At 45.1% G+C, this 17,632-nt stretch carries 18 protein-coding genes; 7 read left to right on the top strand and 11 right to left on the bottom strand.

Annotation, left to right across the window (positions count from 1 at the left end; translation table 11 throughout):
* Nucleotides 1-13: 13 nt before the first annotated feature.
* Both JOJ89_RS01165 and JOJ89_RS01160 read left to right on the top strand, forming a co-directional pair.
* Nucleotides 14-1,306 carry a Na+/H+ antiporter NhaC family protein gene (locus JOJ89_RS01165; protein WP_203290227.1) on the top strand — a complete coding sequence of 431 codons (1,293 nt, stop codon included), beginning with the start codon at nt 14-16 and terminating at the stop codon, nt 1,304-1,306.
* A 257-nt stretch (nt 1,307-1,563) separates the two neighbouring features.
* The gene (locus JOJ89_RS01160) at nt 1,564-2,040 is read left to right on the top strand and encodes a CarD family transcriptional regulator (RefSeq protein WP_203289349.1); all 477 of its coding nucleotides are present in this window, start codon (nt 1,564-1,566) and stop codon (nt 2,038-2,040) included.
* 596 nt (nt 2,041-2,636) lie between these two features.
* Here the strand turns inward: JOJ89_RS01160 and JOJ89_RS01155 are convergent.
* The 6 genes from JOJ89_RS01155 to JOJ89_RS01130 all read right to left on the bottom strand — a co-directional run bounded on the left by JOJ89_RS01155 (nt 2,637) and on the right by JOJ89_RS01130 (nt 8,200).
* On the bottom strand, nt 2,637-3,293 hold the full coding sequence (locus JOJ89_RS01155; RefSeq protein WP_029286276.1) for a TetR/AcrR family transcriptional regulator: 657 nt from the start codon (nt 3,291-3,293) through the stop codon (nt 2,637-2,639).
* Nucleotides 3,294-3,347: 54 nt separating this feature from the next.
* The gene (locus tag JOJ89_RS01150) at nt 3,348-4,361 is read right to left on the bottom strand and encodes an ABC transporter permease (RefSeq protein WP_203289348.1); all 1,014 of its coding nucleotides are present in this window, start codon (nt 4,359-4,361) and stop codon (nt 3,348-3,350) included.
* Nucleotides 4,358-5,083 carry an ABC transporter ATP-binding protein gene (locus JOJ89_RS01145; RefSeq protein WP_203289347.1) on the bottom strand — a complete coding sequence of 242 codons (726 nt, stop codon included), beginning with the start codon at nt 5,081-5,083 and terminating at the stop codon, nt 4,358-4,360. Before JOJ89_RS01145 ends, JOJ89_RS01150 begins: the two co-directional genes overlap by 4 nt.
* Nucleotides 5,084-5,211: 128 nt before the next feature.
* Nucleotides 5,212-6,582 (bottom strand): aldehyde dehydrogenase, encoded by a 1,371-nt coding sequence (locus JOJ89_RS01140; protein ID WP_203289346.1) that lies wholly within the window; start codon nt 6,580-6,582, stop codon nt 5,212-5,214.
* 514 nt (nt 6,583-7,096) lie between these two features.
* Nucleotides 7,097-7,588 (bottom strand): cupin domain-containing protein, encoded by a 492-nt coding sequence (locus JOJ89_RS01135; protein ID WP_029566319.1) that lies wholly within the window; start codon nt 7,586-7,588, stop codon nt 7,097-7,099.
* Nucleotides 7,589-8,200: a class I SAM-dependent methyltransferase gene (locus tag JOJ89_RS01130; protein ID WP_029566318.1), complete on the bottom strand. Its 612-nt coding sequence runs from the start codon at nt 8,198-8,200 to the stop codon at nt 7,589-7,591. It abuts the gene before it with no gap.
* 207 nt (nt 8,201-8,407) lie between these two features.
* Between JOJ89_RS01130 and JOJ89_RS01125 the strand changes: the two genes are divergently transcribed.
* Nucleotides 8,408-9,649, top strand: a complete 1,242-nt coding sequence (locus JOJ89_RS01125; RefSeq protein WP_242524645.1) for an MFS transporter — start codon at nt 8,408-8,410, stop codon at nt 9,647-9,649.
* Between the two features lie 44 nt (nt 9,650-9,693).
* Here the strand turns inward: JOJ89_RS01125 and JOJ89_RS01120 are convergent, their stop codons facing one another.
* Both JOJ89_RS01120 and JOJ89_RS01115 read right to left on the bottom strand, forming a co-directional pair.
* Entirely contained in the window at nt 9,694-10,422 is a 729-nt protein-coding gene (locus JOJ89_RS01120) for a YqcI/YcgG family protein (RefSeq protein ID WP_203289344.1), read from the bottom strand.
* A 191-nt stretch (nt 10,423-10,613) separates the two neighbouring features.
* The gene (locus JOJ89_RS01115) at nt 10,614-11,588 is read right to left on the bottom strand and encodes a ring-cleaving dioxygenase (RefSeq protein ID WP_203290226.1); all 975 of its coding nucleotides are present in this window, start codon (nt 11,586-11,588) and stop codon (nt 10,614-10,616) included.
* Nucleotides 11,589-11,832: 244 nt separating this feature from the next.
* Here JOJ89_RS01115 and JOJ89_RS01110 point away from each other — a divergent pair, with 244 nt between their 5' ends.
* Genes JOJ89_RS01110 through JOJ89_RS01095 form a run of 4 tightly spaced genes read left to right on the top strand, consistent with a single transcriptional unit; the run spans nt 11,833 to nt 14,783 of the window.
* Complete coding sequence (locus JOJ89_RS01110) at nt 11,833-12,786, top strand: ATP-binding protein (protein WP_203289343.1); 954 nt, start codon at nt 11,833-11,835, stop codon at nt 12,784-12,786.
* Nucleotides 12,786-13,745, top strand: coding sequence for a tetratricopeptide repeat protein (locus JOJ89_RS01105; RefSeq protein WP_203289342.1), 960 nt, complete (start codon nt 12,786-12,788; stop codon nt 13,743-13,745). The genes JOJ89_RS01110 and JOJ89_RS01105 overlap by 1 nt, the downstream gene beginning before the upstream one ends.
* Before the next feature lie 40 nt (nt 13,746-13,785).
* Nucleotides 13,786-14,232 (top strand): DUF4385 domain-containing protein, encoded by a 447-nt coding sequence (locus tag JOJ89_RS01100; protein ID WP_029566312.1) that lies wholly within the window; start codon nt 13,786-13,788, stop codon nt 14,230-14,232.
* Between the two features lie 53 nt (nt 14,233-14,285).
* Nucleotides 14,286-14,783 (top strand): GNAT family N-acetyltransferase, encoded by a 498-nt coding sequence (locus tag JOJ89_RS01095; protein WP_029566311.1) that lies wholly within the window; start codon nt 14,286-14,288, stop codon nt 14,781-14,783.
* A gap of 46 nt (nt 14,784-14,829) precedes the next feature.
* Here the strand turns inward: JOJ89_RS01095 and JOJ89_RS01090 are convergent, their stop codons facing one another.
* The 3 genes from JOJ89_RS01090 to JOJ89_RS01080 form a co-directional block, all read right to left on the bottom strand.
* A complete protein-coding gene (locus JOJ89_RS01090) occupies nt 14,830-15,753 on the bottom strand; it encodes a ring-cleaving dioxygenase (protein WP_029566310.1) in 924 nt (307 codons plus the stop codon).
* Nucleotides 15,754-15,944: 191 nt separating this feature from the next.
* Nucleotides 15,945-16,370 carry an organic hydroperoxide resistance protein gene (locus tag JOJ89_RS01085; RefSeq protein ID WP_029286248.1) on the bottom strand — a complete coding sequence of 142 codons (426 nt, stop codon included), beginning with the start codon at nt 16,368-16,370 and terminating at the stop codon, nt 15,945-15,947.
* Between the two features lie 113 nt (nt 16,371-16,483).
* Nucleotides 16,484-17,629, bottom strand: a complete 1,146-nt coding sequence (locus JOJ89_RS01080; RefSeq protein ID WP_029566308.1) for an AI-2E family transporter — start codon at nt 17,627-17,629, stop codon at nt 16,484-16,486.
* Between the last annotated feature and the right edge of the window lie 3 nt (nt 17,630-17,632).

Raw genomic sequence — 17,632 nt, 5'->3', positions numbered from 1 at the left:
ACGAAAGGTGGTTATTATGAAGACAAAAGCTAACGGCTGGGCACTTTTGCCCCTCGTTATTTTCATCGGACTATTTGTGGGATCGGGCATCATCACAGGAGACTTCTATAAAATGCCGATCCTTGTGGCAATCCTTGTTGCCGCAGCAGCAGCCCTTATCATGAACCGGAAAGAAAGCTTCACATCAAAAGTGGAGAGTTTCTCAAAAGGAGCGGGACACCCTGACTTAATGATCATGGTCTTTATCTTTATTCTTGCGGGTGCTTTTTCGGAAGTGGCAAAAGGAATGGGCGCCGTTGAGTCGACGGTTAACCTGGCACTGTCCTTCCTGCCTCAGAGCCTGCTGATTGCAGGGCTGTTCATCATCGGCGCGTTTATCTCGCTTGCGATGGGTACCTCTACAGGTACGATTGCCGCTCTTGCTCCGATTGGAGTCGGAATAAGTACAGAGGCAGACATTTCAGTGGCTCTTGCAATGGGTGCCATTATTGGCGGGGCCATGTTCGGAGATAACTTGTCGTTCATCTCGGATACAACTATTGCAGCTGTCCGAACACAGCAAACAGAAATGCGGGACAAATTCAAAGCAAATTTCTTTATCGTGCTGCCCGCAGCCATTATTACGTGCATTGTGCTTGTCGTCATCACACTGGGCGGACAGGCACCAGTTACACCTGAAGCGTACAGCTGGGTAAAAATGCTTCCATACATCGGGGTTCTTGCAGCAGCACTGCTTGGAGTAAATGTCATTGCTGTTTTAGCAGGAGGCATTATCCTCGGCGGAGTTATTGGAATGGCAGACGGAAGCTACACACTAACAGCGTTTCTGCAGAAAATAACAGACGGCATCATGGGAATGGCTGAGCTTGTCATTCTTTCGCTCCTGATTGGCGGTATGGTAGAGCTGATCAAGCGAAACGGCGGCATTCACTTCATTCTTGAAACCATGACGAAGCGTATTTCTTCTAAAAGAGGGGCAGAATTTGCGATTGCGGGCCTTGTCAGCTCTACGAACCTTGCAACGGCAAACAACACAATCTCGATTATTGCAACGGGCCCTCTTGCCAAAGATATGGCGGACAAGTATGAAATCGATAAACGTAAATCAGCAAGTCTTCTCGATATCTTCTCATGCAGCATCCAGGGACTGATCCCATACGGTGCGCAGATCCTTTCAGCGGCTGAATTTGCTTCCATCTCCCCGACAAGCATTCTGCCGTACTCCTTTTATCCGGTACTGATTGCTCTATGTGGTATTGTGGCGATTTTGATACAGTTTCCGCGGTTTAAAAGAAAAGCAGCGTAAGAAAAAACAGCGTCCTAAATAACACGGTAAATCATATATCAATCAGCATACTAATTTGCATAGAAATTAGTATGCTTTTTTTGATATTCGCAGGAAAATCCACCTTCCCTTTATTGGTAATCCGACACGTTTCCTGCTGCATTTTCTTTTTTTGATCTTCAAAGGAAAAAGTAGTTGACACCAAAAATAAATTTATGATATCATTAAAAATTTGATAAAAAATAATCTATATGTTAAGCTTTAGAAGGTTACCATATATGGAGGTGGATTATTTGTTTCAAATTGGCGATAACATTGTTTATCCAATGCACGGAGTCGGTATCATTAAAGCTATAGAAGATAAGGAAATATCAGGGAAAAACCAGCAATATTATGTCATAAATATGTTAATAGGCAATATGCAAGTCATGATTCCTACGGATAAAATACTGAGTTCACGTATACGCCCAGTTACTGACATACTTGCATTAAAGCACATCATACACATTTTTCAGCATGGAGAATCAGATAGATTACTGTCGTGGAAACAAAGGTATAAAGTGAACACGGACAAAATTAAAACCGGCAACATACAAGAAGGTGCTGAAGTTATACGTGATTTAATGCGTATGAAGAAAGAAAAAGCACTTAATACAAGCGAAAAAAAAATGCTGGATAGCGCACATGAATTTTTGATTAGTGAACTGGGAGTCATTAAAGGAATCACTGATCATCAAATAAATAGTTTCTGTTAAGGCTGATTATAGATAATGTCTTACAACTTCCTGAATCTTACGGGAATGTGATTATTATTAAAAGCAAATCTTTTCAAAAACAGCCCACTTCTTCAGCTCACTATTAGAGCATTCACCTCTTTTGTTATTTCTGCAATCTAATCCATTTCTATTTTTTTAATTTCTTTTACGAACGTTTGAAGTTTCATCAAAAAACTCGATAAAATAGTTATTTTTGCAATCCTGACTCACACTGGCGCGGACAAGGAGCCGTAAGGATGAAAGAGAGGTAGGGCTTTCATTGTTTTAGGTATACAAAATAGTATCCAGTCCGGTTATTTCCAGAAAAAAATAATCAATATTGAATGGTGATTTTTTCTTCTTAATGTAAAAAAGATAATCGAATTGGTAACACCATATGGTCAAATATAAAAGAGGCTGGGCTTCGAATAATTCACCTTTTTCTGTGTTATTCAGGAATTCACCCTGCTGCCTTAGTGGTTGGCAGTGAATTTTCATATTTTAATTTAAAAAGTATAAAAGCCGGTGACATTTTACTCCTCGTAAAATGTCACCGGCTTTTTCAGTTCAGAGGAGGGTTTTGTCCCAGCCTCTTTTTATTTTTTCATTAATCCATACAGCAGAAACTGAATGGTATATTCTTTTTCCGCCTCATCATCCCAATCCAAATCCGGAAGAAGAATAAACCTTGCAAACAAAAAGCCCATAATGCTGGTCACAATCATCCTCAGCACCGTTTCAGGCGGCATTTTAACCATTTCCCCTTTTTCCTGAAAGAAAACGATAAGCTCCTTCAGCTTTTCCATGGCGTGTGTTTCAATAACTTTTCTGATTTCCCCTCTAAATTCTTCGTGAAAGAATACTTCCTGAAGAAGAATTTTTACGACAGGCTGATTTTTTTTCACAAATTCATACCGGTTCTCCAGGATAAATCGCATGAGCTGCTCGGGATCTTCATGCTTTTGCTTAGAAATCTCTCCGATAAAGTTCTTCACGAGAAACGGAGCTGCAAATTTGGTGATCGTTGGCTTTACGATTGCAAACAGCAGATCCTTTTTCGTCTGATAATGCCTGAAGATTGTGCCCTCTGCGACACCGGCTTTCTTCGCAATTTCACTTGTTGATGCAGCTGCAAATCCTTTATCGGCAAATATTTCAATGGCCGCTTCCACGACCTTTTTCTGTTTATCGCTCATTTTCACATCTTCATCGGTCAGCCTCAATAGCTCTTCAATGGAAAAGTGTTCACTCATTTAAAAAACTCCTCATTCATCAATACATTAATTATATCTGAAAATGAGCAGTCACTACAGTCTTCTCACTTTTTTCAAAGCAAAGATGTTCAGAACAAGAAATAAAACGGCAAATCCAAGCAGCACATATACATCATTCGCAATATGCTCCCAGCCATTTCCCCTGATCATGATTTCCTGCAGAGCATCGGCACCATATTTCAGAGGCATAGCGTAACTGACGGCCTGAAGCCACTCCGCCATCGTTTCCAGCTTAAACAGACCTGAAAAGAACACCTGCGGGACGATGATCAGCGGAATGAACTGAAACATCTGCAGCTCATTGCCGGCAAACGCAGAAAGGAGCGTGCCGAGCGTCAAAGAGGTCATGGCAAGCAAGAAGGTTATGAGAAGCACGTAAAAGTAAGAGCCTTCCATCATCATATCCAGAACACTGATCGAGAAAGCGGAAATCAGGATCGCCTGAAAGGTTGTAAAGATACCAAACCCTATCACATAACCAAGGACAAGCTCATAGCGTTTAAGCGGCGTTGCCATAATCCGGTCGAGTGTCCCGCTTGTGCGTTCGCGCAGAAACGAAACACCTGAAATTAAAAAGACAAAGAAGAAAATAAAGACACCAATTAGAACCGGACCAATGTAATCAAAAGAAGACATTTCCTCTGATCCATGCACGTATGAAATGTCTGCCTTCCCTTGCTGTCCGGGCTGTGCGCTTTTTTGTATCAGCCCGAGTACAGACTTACTGACGCTTGGATCTGATCCCTCAACCAATATCTCCTGTTTCCCTTGATCAACACCAAGAAATGCATCAAGATCTTTCTCTTCGATGTAGTCTTTGCCTGCATTTTTGCTGAACTCCTCCACCTCTGCGCCATTTTTCTCCAAAGCAGCGACAAGCTGTTCAGGAGCTCCATGCACTCCGATTTTCGGTGTATAGGCTTCACTGTCAAAAATAAAGTGCATCAGCGTCAAGATAAACAGGGGCGCCACAAGCATAAGCGCAAGTGTCCGCTTATCGCGGAAAAACTGCTGAATGATTCTGATCACAATGGCCATCACTCTCATTTTCGCTCACCTCCGTATGCTAAAAATGCCCCTTCTATGGTCGCCGTTTTTGCTTCGCTTTTCAGTTCTTCTGGCGTACCCGCTGCAATAAGCTTTCCATCTCTCACAAAACCGATTCTGCCGCATTTTTCTGCTTCATCCATCACATGCGTAGTCACGACAATAGCCGTACCGGACTGCCTGATCCGCTCGAGCTCCTCCCATATGGACTGCCTTAGAATCGGATCAATTCCAACGGTCGGTTCATCAAGAACTAAAACCTGCGGTTCATTCAGCATGGCAATAGCAAGCGATAACCGGCGCTTCATTCCTCCCGAGTAGTCTCCGGTCCGCTTTCCGGCATGCTCAGCAAGATTGACAAGATCAAGCACGTATTCAATTCTTTCCTTTTTGTTCTTTCCTCTCAGTCCGCTTAACGAAGCAAAAAAGGACACATTCTCTTTTCCGGTAAGCTCAGAGTACAAAGCATCTGACTGCGCCATAAATCCTATATTCTTAAGCATATTCAAATCCGGCATCCGGACGCCAAGGACACTTGCCTCTCCATTGGTTGGCTCTTCAATTCCCACAATCATTTTGATGATTGTTGTTTTTCCTGAACCGGATGGTCCGAGCAGTCCGAAGATCTCCCCTTTATCGACTTTAAATGTTACATCTTGAATAACTTCTTTCTTTCCGAATGACTTTGAAACAGACTGAAGTACGATAGCTGGTTCACTCATCGTTTCCCCTCCGATCTTTACATGTGAGTGATTACTCACTTATAATATATGACACAGAGGACGTTTTGTAAAGTGAGTAATCACTTATTTTTTGCAGAAAAAAAGCAAACCTTAAAAAAGGTTCGCCTCTATTTCAATAGCCGCTTCACAATCTTCAAGCTGTTTTTCGCATTCGGATAACGGAAGCTAAAATCAAATCTGGTTGTCTGATTCAGAACGCTTTTATAGTGAGAAAAAGCATCGAAGCTGAATTTGCCGTGATAGTTGCCCATTCCGCTTTCTCCTACTCCTCCAAACGGCAGGTGCGGAGTTGCGATATGCATGAGCGTATCATTGATGCAGCCTCCTCCAAAAGAAACCCTGCTGACCACCTGCTCTTCTGTCTCCTTGCCTGAAGTAAATAAATAAAGCGCAAGCGGTTTAGGACGTGCCTGGATAAAAGAGATGGCTTCTTCAAGCTCCCTGTACTGGAGTACAGGGAAAACCGGTCCGAAGATCTCCTCCTGCATGACAGGAGAATCTGTGCTTACATCCCCAAGGATGGTCGGAGCAATAGTAAGCGTCTCTTTCTTTGACCCGCCTCCATAAAAAATGGTCCCTTCCTTGATGAACTCTGTCAGACGGTCAAAATGCTTTTCGCTGATCATTCGGCTGTACTTTTCATTCTGGAGAGGATCCTTGCCGAACATTTGCTCAATTTCTGACTTGAGCAGGGTCATAAATTCCTCTTTTATGTCTTCATGAACCATTAAATAGTCAGGTGCAATACAGGTTTGACCTGCATTTGTAAATTTTCCGAAAGCAATTCTGCGGGCTGAGAGCTTAAGGTCAGCGTCATTGTGGACAATACATGGACTTTTCCCGCCAAGTTCAAGAGTAACAGGTGTCAGATGCTTCGATGCTGCCTCCATCACAATTTTGCCGACCTGCACGCTGCCGGTAAAGAAAATCGTATCGAATTTCTCTGCCAGCAGTTGCTGATTGGTTTCAATTCCGCCTTCAATAACGGCGATGTACTCCTTTGGAAACGTCTCTTCAATCATACGTTTCAGCAGGCCGGATACAGCAGGAGCGAATTCAGAAGGTTTTAATACGGCCGTATTCCCTGCCGATATGGCACCGACAAGCGGCGATAAAGCAAGCTGGAAGGGATAGTTCCACGGGGCGATAATCAGCGCGGTTCCATAAGGTTCAGGAACAATTCTTCCTCTCGTGCCGATATGGGTAACCGCCGTTTTTACTTTTTCAGGAGCTGCCCACTTTTTTAAATGTTTGCCGGCAAAAGAGATCTCTTCAAGAAGGATCCCGATTTCCGTTGTATAAGCCTCAAACTCAGATTTGTTTAAGTCTTTATTCAGTGCATCTATAATGGCCTGCTCGTTTCTTTTTATCGACTTGCGGAGACGAACCAGGTTTTTTTTGCGGTCTTCGAGTTTTCTTGTATGTCCTTTTAAAAAATACTCTCTTTGGGCCGCAAGAATGGATTGTATGTTGTCCATATTATTATTACCGCCTTTCAAGTGTTTATATGTTTAATCTCATAAACGTATAGTACACGATATGAAGTGATCGTGTCAAACCTTTGACACCTGGATTCATTCAAACAGGCAAGTTTAAACGGCAGTCCGGCCGGTGACGCCACTTTTCTTAGGGTACGGACAGGGTTGTGGCGTCATTTCGGGGAGTTGCGCCACTTTCACTTATGATGCAATCAGGGTTGTGGCGTCACTCCGGCGAGTTGAGCCACTTTTCCTTATATTACAGACAGCTTTGTGGCGTCATTCTAGGGAGTTGTGCCACTTTTCCTTATATTGCAGACAGCTTTGTGGCGTCACTCCGGCGAGTTGCGCCACTTTCACTTATATTGCCAACAGCTTTGTGGCGTCACTCCGGTGAGTTGCGCCACTTTCACTTATAATGCGAACAGCTTTGTGGCGTCATTCTAGGGAGTTGTGCCACTTTCCCTTATAACGCAACAAGCTTTTTGCGCCACTCCCTCAGCACCTACAAGAATCAACCTTTCCAATACTCAAACATCGGTCCATTTTCCCCGAAAAAAGGATCATGTGAAGGCAGCGGCACTTGCTTAATCCGGCTGATGGCTTCCTCGTATTCTTCCGGTTTTCCGGTGCACATATCCATTTCCTGATTGTCAGGATAGGCCCCCATGACTTGGAAGTCCGCATCTTTTTGCAGGCATTTATGGCCGACTCCGGCCGGAATGATGGCTACATCCCCTTTTTCCAATAGAAGCTTGCGTCCTTCCTCTCCTCCAAAAAGCACCTCGGCCCTTCCGCCGAGTACGCCAAGCACCTCATGGGCGGAACTGTGAAAGTGATGATAAGTATAGACACCGTTGACCCATGCTCCGTTCCAGCTGTTTCTTTTCAAAGCATGTTCAAATTCTTCTTTATCAGAAAAAGCGGTTTTATATACGAGCAGCGGAAGTTCTGTATTGTTCGGAATAGTTCCGTCTCCTTCAAACAGCTCATGCTGGACGTTCATTCATCTTCCTCCTTTTTTAATGCCTGTCACGCAGACAGTCAGTTCAGGACGCACTTTTTTAAAGGATACCCTAACATCTTCATATCCGCAGGCGAGCATATCATCGCGGATCTGCCTGCCGAACATTTTCGTTTTTTCCGCTGAAGCATCCTCTTCCCTCGGCTGCATCGTGATTGCCGCCATTCCTCCGGGCTTCAGGGATCTCGTGAGATTTTCAAGCCCTGCTCTCGGGTCATTCCAAATCGTGTAATTGTTGACTGAAAGCAGCTTGTCGTATGTGTTCGCAGGTAGCTCGACTGTTTCGGCATCGGCCTTCATTAATTTCACGCGTCCATTTTTCACATAGGTGCTGAACTGCTTTTCCGCCTGCTCCTTCATCGTTTCAGAGACATCCACCCCGTCTATAATGACTCTGCGATAATGCTTCAGCATGAAACCAATGCTGTAGCCCGGCCCGAATCCAATTTCTAAAATGCGGTTTCCCGGCCTGATTCTCAGTTTGCCTATCGTCCATTTATTAATCGCCGTATTCTCAAGTGCCATGATCTTTCCTGCCACAATTCCTAAAAATCCTTTTGGCCTGCTGAAATTTTTTGTGAATGCTGAAAACATGTCCCGCACCTCTATTTCCGTCTTTTTCTTATCTTTATCACCGATTGGATGATTGTAAACAATCCCCGCCTCAAAAAAGAGAGATTGACAGCTGAGGTGAAACTGCATATTCTTAACTTAAACGTTTAAGTCAGTTCTTTGCTTTTACTTTTTAAATAGATAGTGAACCAGCATAACTTAAACGATTAAGTAAAGGGGATGACTACAATGGGTGAACCTCAGTCTGTTCACGTCTCGCTGAAGCAGCAAAGCTTATGGACAAATAAAACCTTTTTGTCGCTCTTCACCGCGTATACTCTTTCCATTTTCGGAGGAACGTTTCACACGATTGCCCTGAATATCTGGGTGCTCAAAACTTATGACAGTGCAGCCCTTATGTCTGCGGTCCTAATCACTCATATGCTTGTGACCACGTGTTTTGCCTCCATAGCAGGCACAGCGGCAGACAGGATGAACCGGAAAAAAATGATGTGGATATCAGACTTGATCAGGGGTCTGCTTGTGGTTTGCCTCGCCGCAGCAATTGCTGTGGAAACCCCGTTCTGGGTCATCATCCTGCTTACTGCAGGCACTGCGCTATCCGGGCTGTTTAAAGGTCCTGCATTTAACGCCTCGCTCATTGATGTGGTCGGCAAAGAGAAAATCCAGGCAGCAACAGGTGCTATGAGTCTTGCAGACAACATTGCAAGAACACTCGGATTTGCTGCAGGGGGAATCGTTGTGGCTGCCTTTGGCGGGGTTGCGGCCATTTTAATTGATGCGCTTATGTTCTTTGTATCTGTCATTCTCGTTCTCGCGGTGAAACATTTTCCCGAGCACAGGCAGACCTTTGCAGAGAAAACAACGTTTAAGCAGGATTTCCTCACTGGATTCTCATATATATGGCAAGAACCGTTCGCACGGGCGATCACGATTCTATCACCTGTTCTCATTCTGTTTTTCACCACATCCCTGATGATCATTCAGGTGATTGCCATCAGAGAGTGGAAAGCGGGTCCTGCAGAATTCGGCCTGATTGAAGCAAGCATCCCGCTTGGCTATATGGCCGGGGCAGGACTGATTATGGCTTTTGAAAAGAAACTGGTTCACAGAGGCATGATCATTCTTGGCAGTACAATCGCGCTTGGACCGCTCTATGTCATCCTTGGAAAAGTGGATTCGGCTATGATTGGGATTCCTGTCATTTTGCTGATCGGATTTTTATTTTCGTTCAGTACCCTGCTCATAAATGTCATACTCAGGCTTCAGGTAACGAGCAGCATGCAGGGAAGAGTGTTCGGGACGATTGGTGCTCTTACAAGTGTCCTCCCTCCTGCCGGTCTGGCCGCAGCTTCGTTTTTCACCGATATCTTTGGCGGCGGCCAAGTGCTTCTTATTTGCGGTTTCCTTCTTACTGTCATCGGTCTGATCGGGTGGTTCAGGCTGAAGGATTTGAGGGAGTACAGATAGTACACACAGAAAAAAAGCTGCCGGGCAATCCAGGCAGCTTCTTCTTACTTATGATGAAATGGGCATTTCCCCTTAATCGGCTCAATGTCATCTCCGATAAAGTACTGCTTCCACTCTCTGTGATCGGGATCCCCGTAGTGGCTGATGTTCGGGTGCTTTGGAAGCTGATCCCACTTTTCAACCCGCTCTCTTACTTTTTCGCGGGACATGCTGCCTCCCTCTGACGTGCCTTCGAGCCCTTCAAAAATGCGGCGCGGCTGGAAACCAAGCACTAAGCTTGCCCCAAGATCTCTTGTTTTCCGCTGCTTGTATGCAGGGGCATTTCCAAAGACGAAGTACGGCTCATCGGCAAACGAAAAGGCCCAAAGGTGATGATCCGGATCCTGCGGGTAATCCTTCGGCCAAGGCTCTTTGTCGATATCATGAAGGTACTGAAGCACATTCCAGAAATACTCCCGGTAGTACGGAATCGATTTCTCGTCCTCCTCCGGTTCAACGAACACGAACAGACCATGGCGAATGAGCTTCTCGGCTTCATCAAACAGCTTTTTAAACGCAATCAGGGCTTCCGGCAGATTGGACCAGTCTTCTTTTGATATGTACGCATATCTCAGCTCTCCTTTTTTTTCGGCTGCCATGCCGAAGTAGCACGGAAAGGTTTTATTTGTGACGACACTTCTGAAATTCTGATATTCCCTGATGACCCATTCGGGAACGATTTCAGGATTGGTCATATCTTCTTTTTCAAGCAAATATTTAGGCACCGTGATCATCGTTTCACTCCTTAATAGATTGTGAACAGCATCTTGTCTCTCTTTCCATACCCTGCAATCAAGTGCTTTAATCCATTAAATAAATATTAAACAAACGTTTAATTAAGACCTTGTCCTTTAAGTTTTTATTGTACAGTTAATGAATAAACCTAAAACCCCGGTCCTGAAAATCAGGCCGGGGTTTTACTGTGTCAGCTGAGTGATGTATCCAGGGGCTTCAGCTTTGCTTCAATTTCAGCACGACGCGGCTCAAGGAATGGAGGAAGAGCGAGTGCTTCGCCGAGATGCTCAAGTTCCTCATCCGTATCAAATCCCGGGCCATCTGTTGCAAGCTCGAACAGGATGCCGTTCGGCTCGCGGAAGTACAGGGAACGGAAGTAGAAACGGTCTACAAATCCTGAACTCGGTATGCGTTCAGCTTTCAGTTTCTGAATCCACTTGTGCATTTCTTCTTCATTTTCAACTCGGAAGGCCACGTGGTGAACCCCTCCGCGTCCAAGACGCTCCTGGGGCAGGTCGAGGCGCTCTTCAATATGAACCTCTGCTCCTGTGCCGCCTTCTCCCGTTTCAAACACCTGAATGTCCGGCTGGCCGGGTACGTCAGACGGATACCTGCCTTTCGCCCGGAAACCGAGAATGTCTGTCAGAATTTCAATCGTTCTTTCAGGAACAGCCACTGTCAGCTTGACTGGACCAAGTCCGGTGATCGCATATTCAGCCGGGATCGGGCTCTTCTCCCAAGGCGTTCCGGCGGCAACTCCCGCGTTGTTCTCATCAGATACCAGAATCAGACGCTGTCCTTCAAAATCCCTGAATGAAAGAGTCAGCCGGCCAAATGCTTCAGCAATCTCCCCGTGCTCCACACTGTGCTTCTCAAAGCGCTCTTTCCAGTAGGAGAGTGCCGCATCGCTTTTCACGCGGAGCGACGTAGCCGAAATGCTGTTGACTCCTTCATGGACTCTGCCAGCATTGGCGATTTCAAAAAACGTCAGCTCTGTGCCCGGGTTTCCTTTTTCATCCCCATAAAACAAATGATACACAGATACATCGTCCTGATTGACTGTTTTCTTAATTAAGCGAAGACCAAGTGTTTTCGTATAAAACTCATAGTTTTGAGGTGCTTTTGCTGTAATGGCTGATACATGGTGAATCCCTTTTAACGGCAGCATGTAAATCCCTCCATAAAATTATCTTGAATTCGAGATATTATAGGTATACTATACACCCGCTGCAGGCAGATGTCAATGATTTGGGATTTGATAGGATGTTGGCTGTAAATCTGCAATAGTTGGATGTAAATCCTGCATTCCCGGTCGTTTTAACTCCCTCCCCAACCAGGTATTCTTCATCTTGGAAATACTTTCATATTTTGCTAGTATCAAAGAAGAATGATTGTTCAGTACAGGAGGTATGGTTGTGAGATCAGATGATGATAAAAAGCGCAGAAATTTGAAAGTGATTCAGTTTGATAAGGATAAAAACAGCCTGGTTGAGACGGTTCAGCCGAAGGAGACATTTGATGATGTCGGCGGACTTGAGGATGTAAAAAAGCGGATTCGCATGGATTTTATTATGCCGATCCAGTCGCCTGAGTTTTTTCAGGCCTTTGGTAAAAAGAGCGGCGGCAGCCTTCTGCTGTACGGGCCTCCGGGATGCGGGAAAACATTTCTGGCAAAAGCGATTGCAGGTGAGATCAATGCAAGTTTTATCCACCTTGAGCTGCAGGCCATTCTATCCATGTATGTCGGCCAGAGCGAGCACAATCTGCATGATGTTTTTGAGAAAGCACGGGAGCAGAAGCCTTGTGTGCTGTTTATTGATGAGCTAGACGCCCTTGGGGGAAACCGGCACCGCATGAGCCAGCACCACGACCGGATGATTGTCAATCAGCTTCTTTTGGAGCTTGATGGACTGCAGTCGTTCAACGATCAGGTTTACATCATCGGGGCGACGAATACACCCTGGTATCTTGATCCGGCGCTGCGGAGGCCGGGAAGGTTCAATTCTCTTCTTTTCATCCCGCCTCCCTCACAGGAAGAGCGCGAGCTGATTTTGACGCTCAAAACAAAAGATAAGCCTCAGGAGAAGCTTGATTTATCGAAAGTGGCTAAGGTAACCTCTCACTTTTCAGGAGCTGATTTGACTCAGGTTGTGGATGATGCCGTATCAAAAGCCATTGAACGCTCACTCGAGCAGGGCTCCCTGCAGCCAATGTCGCATGCAGATGTCCTGAAAGCCGCAAGGAACCGGAACCCTACGACGCTTGAATGGTTTTCAACCGCCAAGAACTATGCAACGTTCAGCGATACAAATAAGGATTATCAGCACGTTCTGGACTATATGAAAGCACATGGCATCCGCTGATGTTCAGCATCTATGAGGAGAGGATCCGCAAACTGACAGACTGGAAAAATTACAGCCAGGCCACCAAAGAAGCACATGCCCTGATTGCGTCTGATCCTGAGGATGCCCGTTCGTATTCGCTTCTTGCCAGAATCTATGCAGATAAAGAGGATTTTCCTGCAGCTGTCCATTTTTCAAAAGAAGCCCTCCGTAAAGATCCGGAAGACTTCACCGGTCACCTCATCCTTGTCATGGCTCTCTTCAATCTTGGTGAATGGAAAGCATTTGATGCGGCTGCAGAAAGTGCTCTCCATCTCTATCCGGACACAGCTCACCTCTATTACCTCAAAGCAATGAGAGCCCTGCAGAAAAATAAAGGGAAGAAAGCTTTGGGGCTCATGGAGATTGCGCTTGTTCATGAAACCGAAGATGCCACATACCTTGCAGCCTACAGCAATCTCCTCCTGCTTTTCGGGAAAAAGAAAAAATCGAAAGAATACGAGCAGATGGCTTTGAAAAGCAATGAAGATAATCCCTACGTGTACTATACTCTGGCCAATACCGCCTTCAACCGCGGCGATTTCAAGCAGGCAAGGGAGCTGAGCCGCAGCGCTGCTGCAATTGACCCTGATGATCAGGATTACAGAGAGCAATACCTCGAGATGCTGAAAACGGACTATGCTCTGTACAGGTTTTTGCTTCGTATCCTGCAGACTCATTCTTTCATCAGAAGAAAAGCCGGAATTCTTTTCTGGCCGGTGTTCCTTTTTTTCTTCATTGTGTTCAATCCGCTTTTCTGGCTGTATGTGATCGTGATTCTTGTTCCCTATTACTTCAGCAATTACACAGCCGGGAAGCTTGTCAGCCGGAGGCTTGGCTATAAGAAAGCAAAACCTGAAATCAACAAGGGGAAGGCTATCGCAGCCGCCATGTTTGCCGCACTCGTCCTAACCGGTTTGTTTGCTGCCATTTTCAGATAACATTCTTTGTTTTCGGGTAAAGAGTACAGAGGTGATGGACATGGCATTTAATTATGATGAGGACTTCGAACATACGGATTTTCGCAAGAATCCCGAAAAATACCGGGTCGGCAGAGGCGAGCAGGGCGTTTTGCTTGTTGAACCCTATAAAGGAGAAATCCTTCCCCACTGGCGGTTTAAAACGCCTGAAATTGCGAGGGAATCTTCAGAAACGATTTACGCGATGTATGAAGAATACAAAGAAAAAGACGATTTTGTCGGAATGGACATGGCGCGGAAATTCATCCAGATGGGCTACACACGTGCCAGACGCTACGCCAATTATAAAGGCGGGCGAAAGTACAAGGAGGACGGCGACCTTCACGAGCGTGACATTGACGACGAAAAAGCGGAATCCGCTTCTATCTTCAAGGAGAAATGGATAAAGATCAGAGAAGATGAAGACTATTTGAAATTGAAAAAAGAGCATCAGAAAAAGTATGGCTGAATGAATTCGTTCAGGCACTGCAATCTTACTTAAAACCACTTTTGGAGGAGCCTATGAAAATCCGCATTCTAAATGGACACGATTCCGCCGCATACCGCAGCATCCGCCTTGAAGGCCTGAAAACCACCCCGGAAGCGTTTGGCTCAAGCTACGAAGAAGAGCTTCTTTATCCAATAGACCTCTTCAAAGCAAGGCTCGACGCTGAGCATACGTTTACGTTTGGCTCTTTTGACGGGGATGCACTTACAGGGGTTGTTACGCTAGTCCCTGAAACGAAAGCGAAACTCAAACATAAAGCCTCCATCTTCGCGATGTACGTCTCTCCGCCTTACCGGGGAAAGGGCATTGGCAGGCAGCTTATGTCGGCGGCTATTGCCCGCGCCGGTCAGCTTGAGGACACAGAGCAGCTGCAGCTTTCTGTTGTCAGCAGCAACCAGTCTGCAAGGCATCTTTATGCCTCTCTTGGCTTTTCAATATATGGCTATGAAAAAAGAGCCTTGAAAGCGAACGGCACCTATTTTGATGAAGAACACATGGTGCTGTTTCTTTAAAAACACGTAAAACCCGGACTCATGCGAAGTCCGGGTTTTCTGGTTCTTACACTTCTCTTATTTCAAACGGTGCAAGCACCTTCTCAATCTTATCCCTCTGCGGCTCATACCGCTCAGGCAGCATAAGTTTTCCGCCAAGCACTTCTTCATCATGGGCAAATCCAGGAGGGTCTGTTGCGATTTCAAACAGGATCTCACCGTGCTCCCTGAAGTAGATTGCATTAAAATACTGGCGGTCCTGCACAGGCGTCACCTGGTAGCCGCTCCTTGCGACATGCTGCTGCCATTGAAGCTGATTGCTGTCGTCTTCTGCCCGGAAAGCAATGTGATGAACCGTGCCTACTCCCATTCTCCCCCGACCAATCGGAGTCATCTTCAAATCAATGATGTTTCCGATATCAGCCGTTGAACGAAAACGGATAAAGTCCCGCTCTTCGGCCACTTTTTCATATCCCATCACCTTTTCAAGAAGTTCTGCCGTTTTTTCAGGACGTGAGGACAGGAGAGTTGCACCTGCGAAACCTTTTATCCCAACATTGGCTGTTACACCGCCAAACTCCCATGCGTTCTGTTTTCCTTTTTCCCTCTCAACAAGCTCAAGATGCAGTCCATGAGGATCGTCAAACACAAGGAATGACTCGCCAAACCGTTCCATCTTTTCAAACGGCACGCCGTATCTCCCAAGTCTTTCTTCCCAAAACGGCAGAGCTCCTTTTGGAACAGCATAAGACGTTACACCGACCTGGCCGTCTCCAATCGTGCCCTGATACGCATCCGGCCAAGGGAAAAAAGTAATAATCGTTCCAGGATGTCCCCCTTCATCTCCGAAATAAAGATGGTACGTTCCAGGATCATCAAAGTTAACCGTTTGTTTCACTAATCTAAGCCCAAGAATCCCTGCATAAAAATCAGCGTTTTCCTGCGGATGGCCGACAATGGCCGTAATGTGGTGAATACCCGCTGTTTTCATTGAAACATCTCTCCTTTAAAAATAGTTTCTCTTTCCTTTATCTATATAAACATGAGTTAATATCTCGAATCCAAGATAATTTTAAGGTATTCTCAGCTGAATGTCAACATTGTCCTAAATGATTAACAAGTGAAGCAAGGCTACAAAAAATGGTGCCTACTCAAATGAGTAAGCACCATTTTTATAAGAATTTAAGCCTGCGCTTCAAGAGTTACATCAATATTTCCTCTTGTCGCCTTTGAATAAGGGCAGAATTCATGAGCTTTATGCACAAGATCCTCAAGCTTGTCCTTTTCAATGCCTGTTCCCTTTACGTCGAGTTTTACCGCGAGCTTGAAGCCCCCGTCTGACTCGTCCTTCAGGAAGCTGACATTGGCCGTTACCTCAGAATCAAACTTCACTTTTTCTTTTCTTGCCATATGCTGAAGGGCGCCGTCAAAGCAGGCCGCATATCCCGCTGCAAACAGTTGCTCAGGATTTGTTGCATTCGGCACTCTGTCTGCTCTCGGTGAGCCCGGCATTGCAATATCCATGTTGATGACATCATTTGATGAATGTACTTTCCCTTCACGTCCGCCTACTGCTGTAACTGATGTAGTAAATAATGCTTCTGACATGTTCCATACTCCCTTTCATATTCAAACTTTCTTGCTCTTTTTTATATACCCTTTATTGAAAAGTTTATTCGTTTGAGTATGCAAAAAAGCATCTCTTCTAAAGAAGAAATGCTTCATTCAATCCCTTTCTGTTCATACATATTACTGCGGATTTTCATCCATTCAAACAGGTGGGTCACAATAACCTTGAGCACGGCATATCCCGGCACTGCCAGAATAATTCCTACTACCCCAAATAGATTTCCAGCCGTCAATATCACGAAAATAATCGTAATCGGATGGATATGAAGATTACGTCCCATAATCTGCGGAGAAATAAACTTCCCTTCAATCAATTGAACAATGGTCCATACGATGATCAGCTTCAAAACCATAAACGGCGATGTGACAAGGGCAATAATAAACGCTGGCGTAATCGCAATCGCCGGCCCAAGATACGGCACAACGCTTGTAAATGCAGCAATCAGGGCAAGCAGGGAAGCATACTCAAGACCGATCGTTAAAAAGCCGACATACATAAGCGCGCCAATGCAGAAGCTGACAATAATCTGTCCGCGGATATATGAACTGATCTGCTGATTCATTTCATGCATCACTTTAAATGTAGAACTTCTGAGGTTAACGGGCAAAAATTTAAGAACATATGGCCCAAGTTTTTTTCCGTCCTTTAACAAATAAAACAAAATGAACGGCAGTGTGACAATCGCCAGGATGAAGTCTTTCACAATCCCTACAATATTCCCGATTCCCGCAAACATATTGTTGATGATTGTGGAAGCCTGCTCAGACATCTGCTTTGACAGATCCGCTACATTAATATTCAGCGTTTTCTGTGCCTGATCAACAAAATCGCTGCCGACCACCTGCATGACAAGCAGCTCTACATCTTTTGTATATTGAGGAAAACTTTCAATCAAACTCAGAACCTGCGCTTTTAAAAACGGAATGACCGACACAATCAGGATGGTCAGCAGCCCTGCAATCACAACAAACAGGAGCAAAATAGAATAAATTCTCCGTACGCCTTTCCGTTCAAAAAAATCCACCACGGGATTCAGCAGATAATAGACAATCGCTGCCATGATGATGGGCAGAAGAATGGTTTTAATCAGCACTTCAATCGGTGTAAAGATAAACGATACCTGCATAAAAACAAGAATGTTTAATCCAATCAAAAGCAGAATCAGAAGAAACAGAACAAATCTATTGTTAAGGATAAACCTCTTAAACGTACCTACTCTCGGGCTTGCCTGCTTCATGAG

The sequence above is a fragment of the Metabacillus sp. cB07 genome, from assembly GCF_016839225.1.
GTDB lineage: Bacteria > Bacillota > Bacilli > Bacillales > Bacillaceae > Bacillus_P > Bacillus_P indicus.
This window is presented reverse-complemented; position numbering and strand designations above follow the sequence as displayed.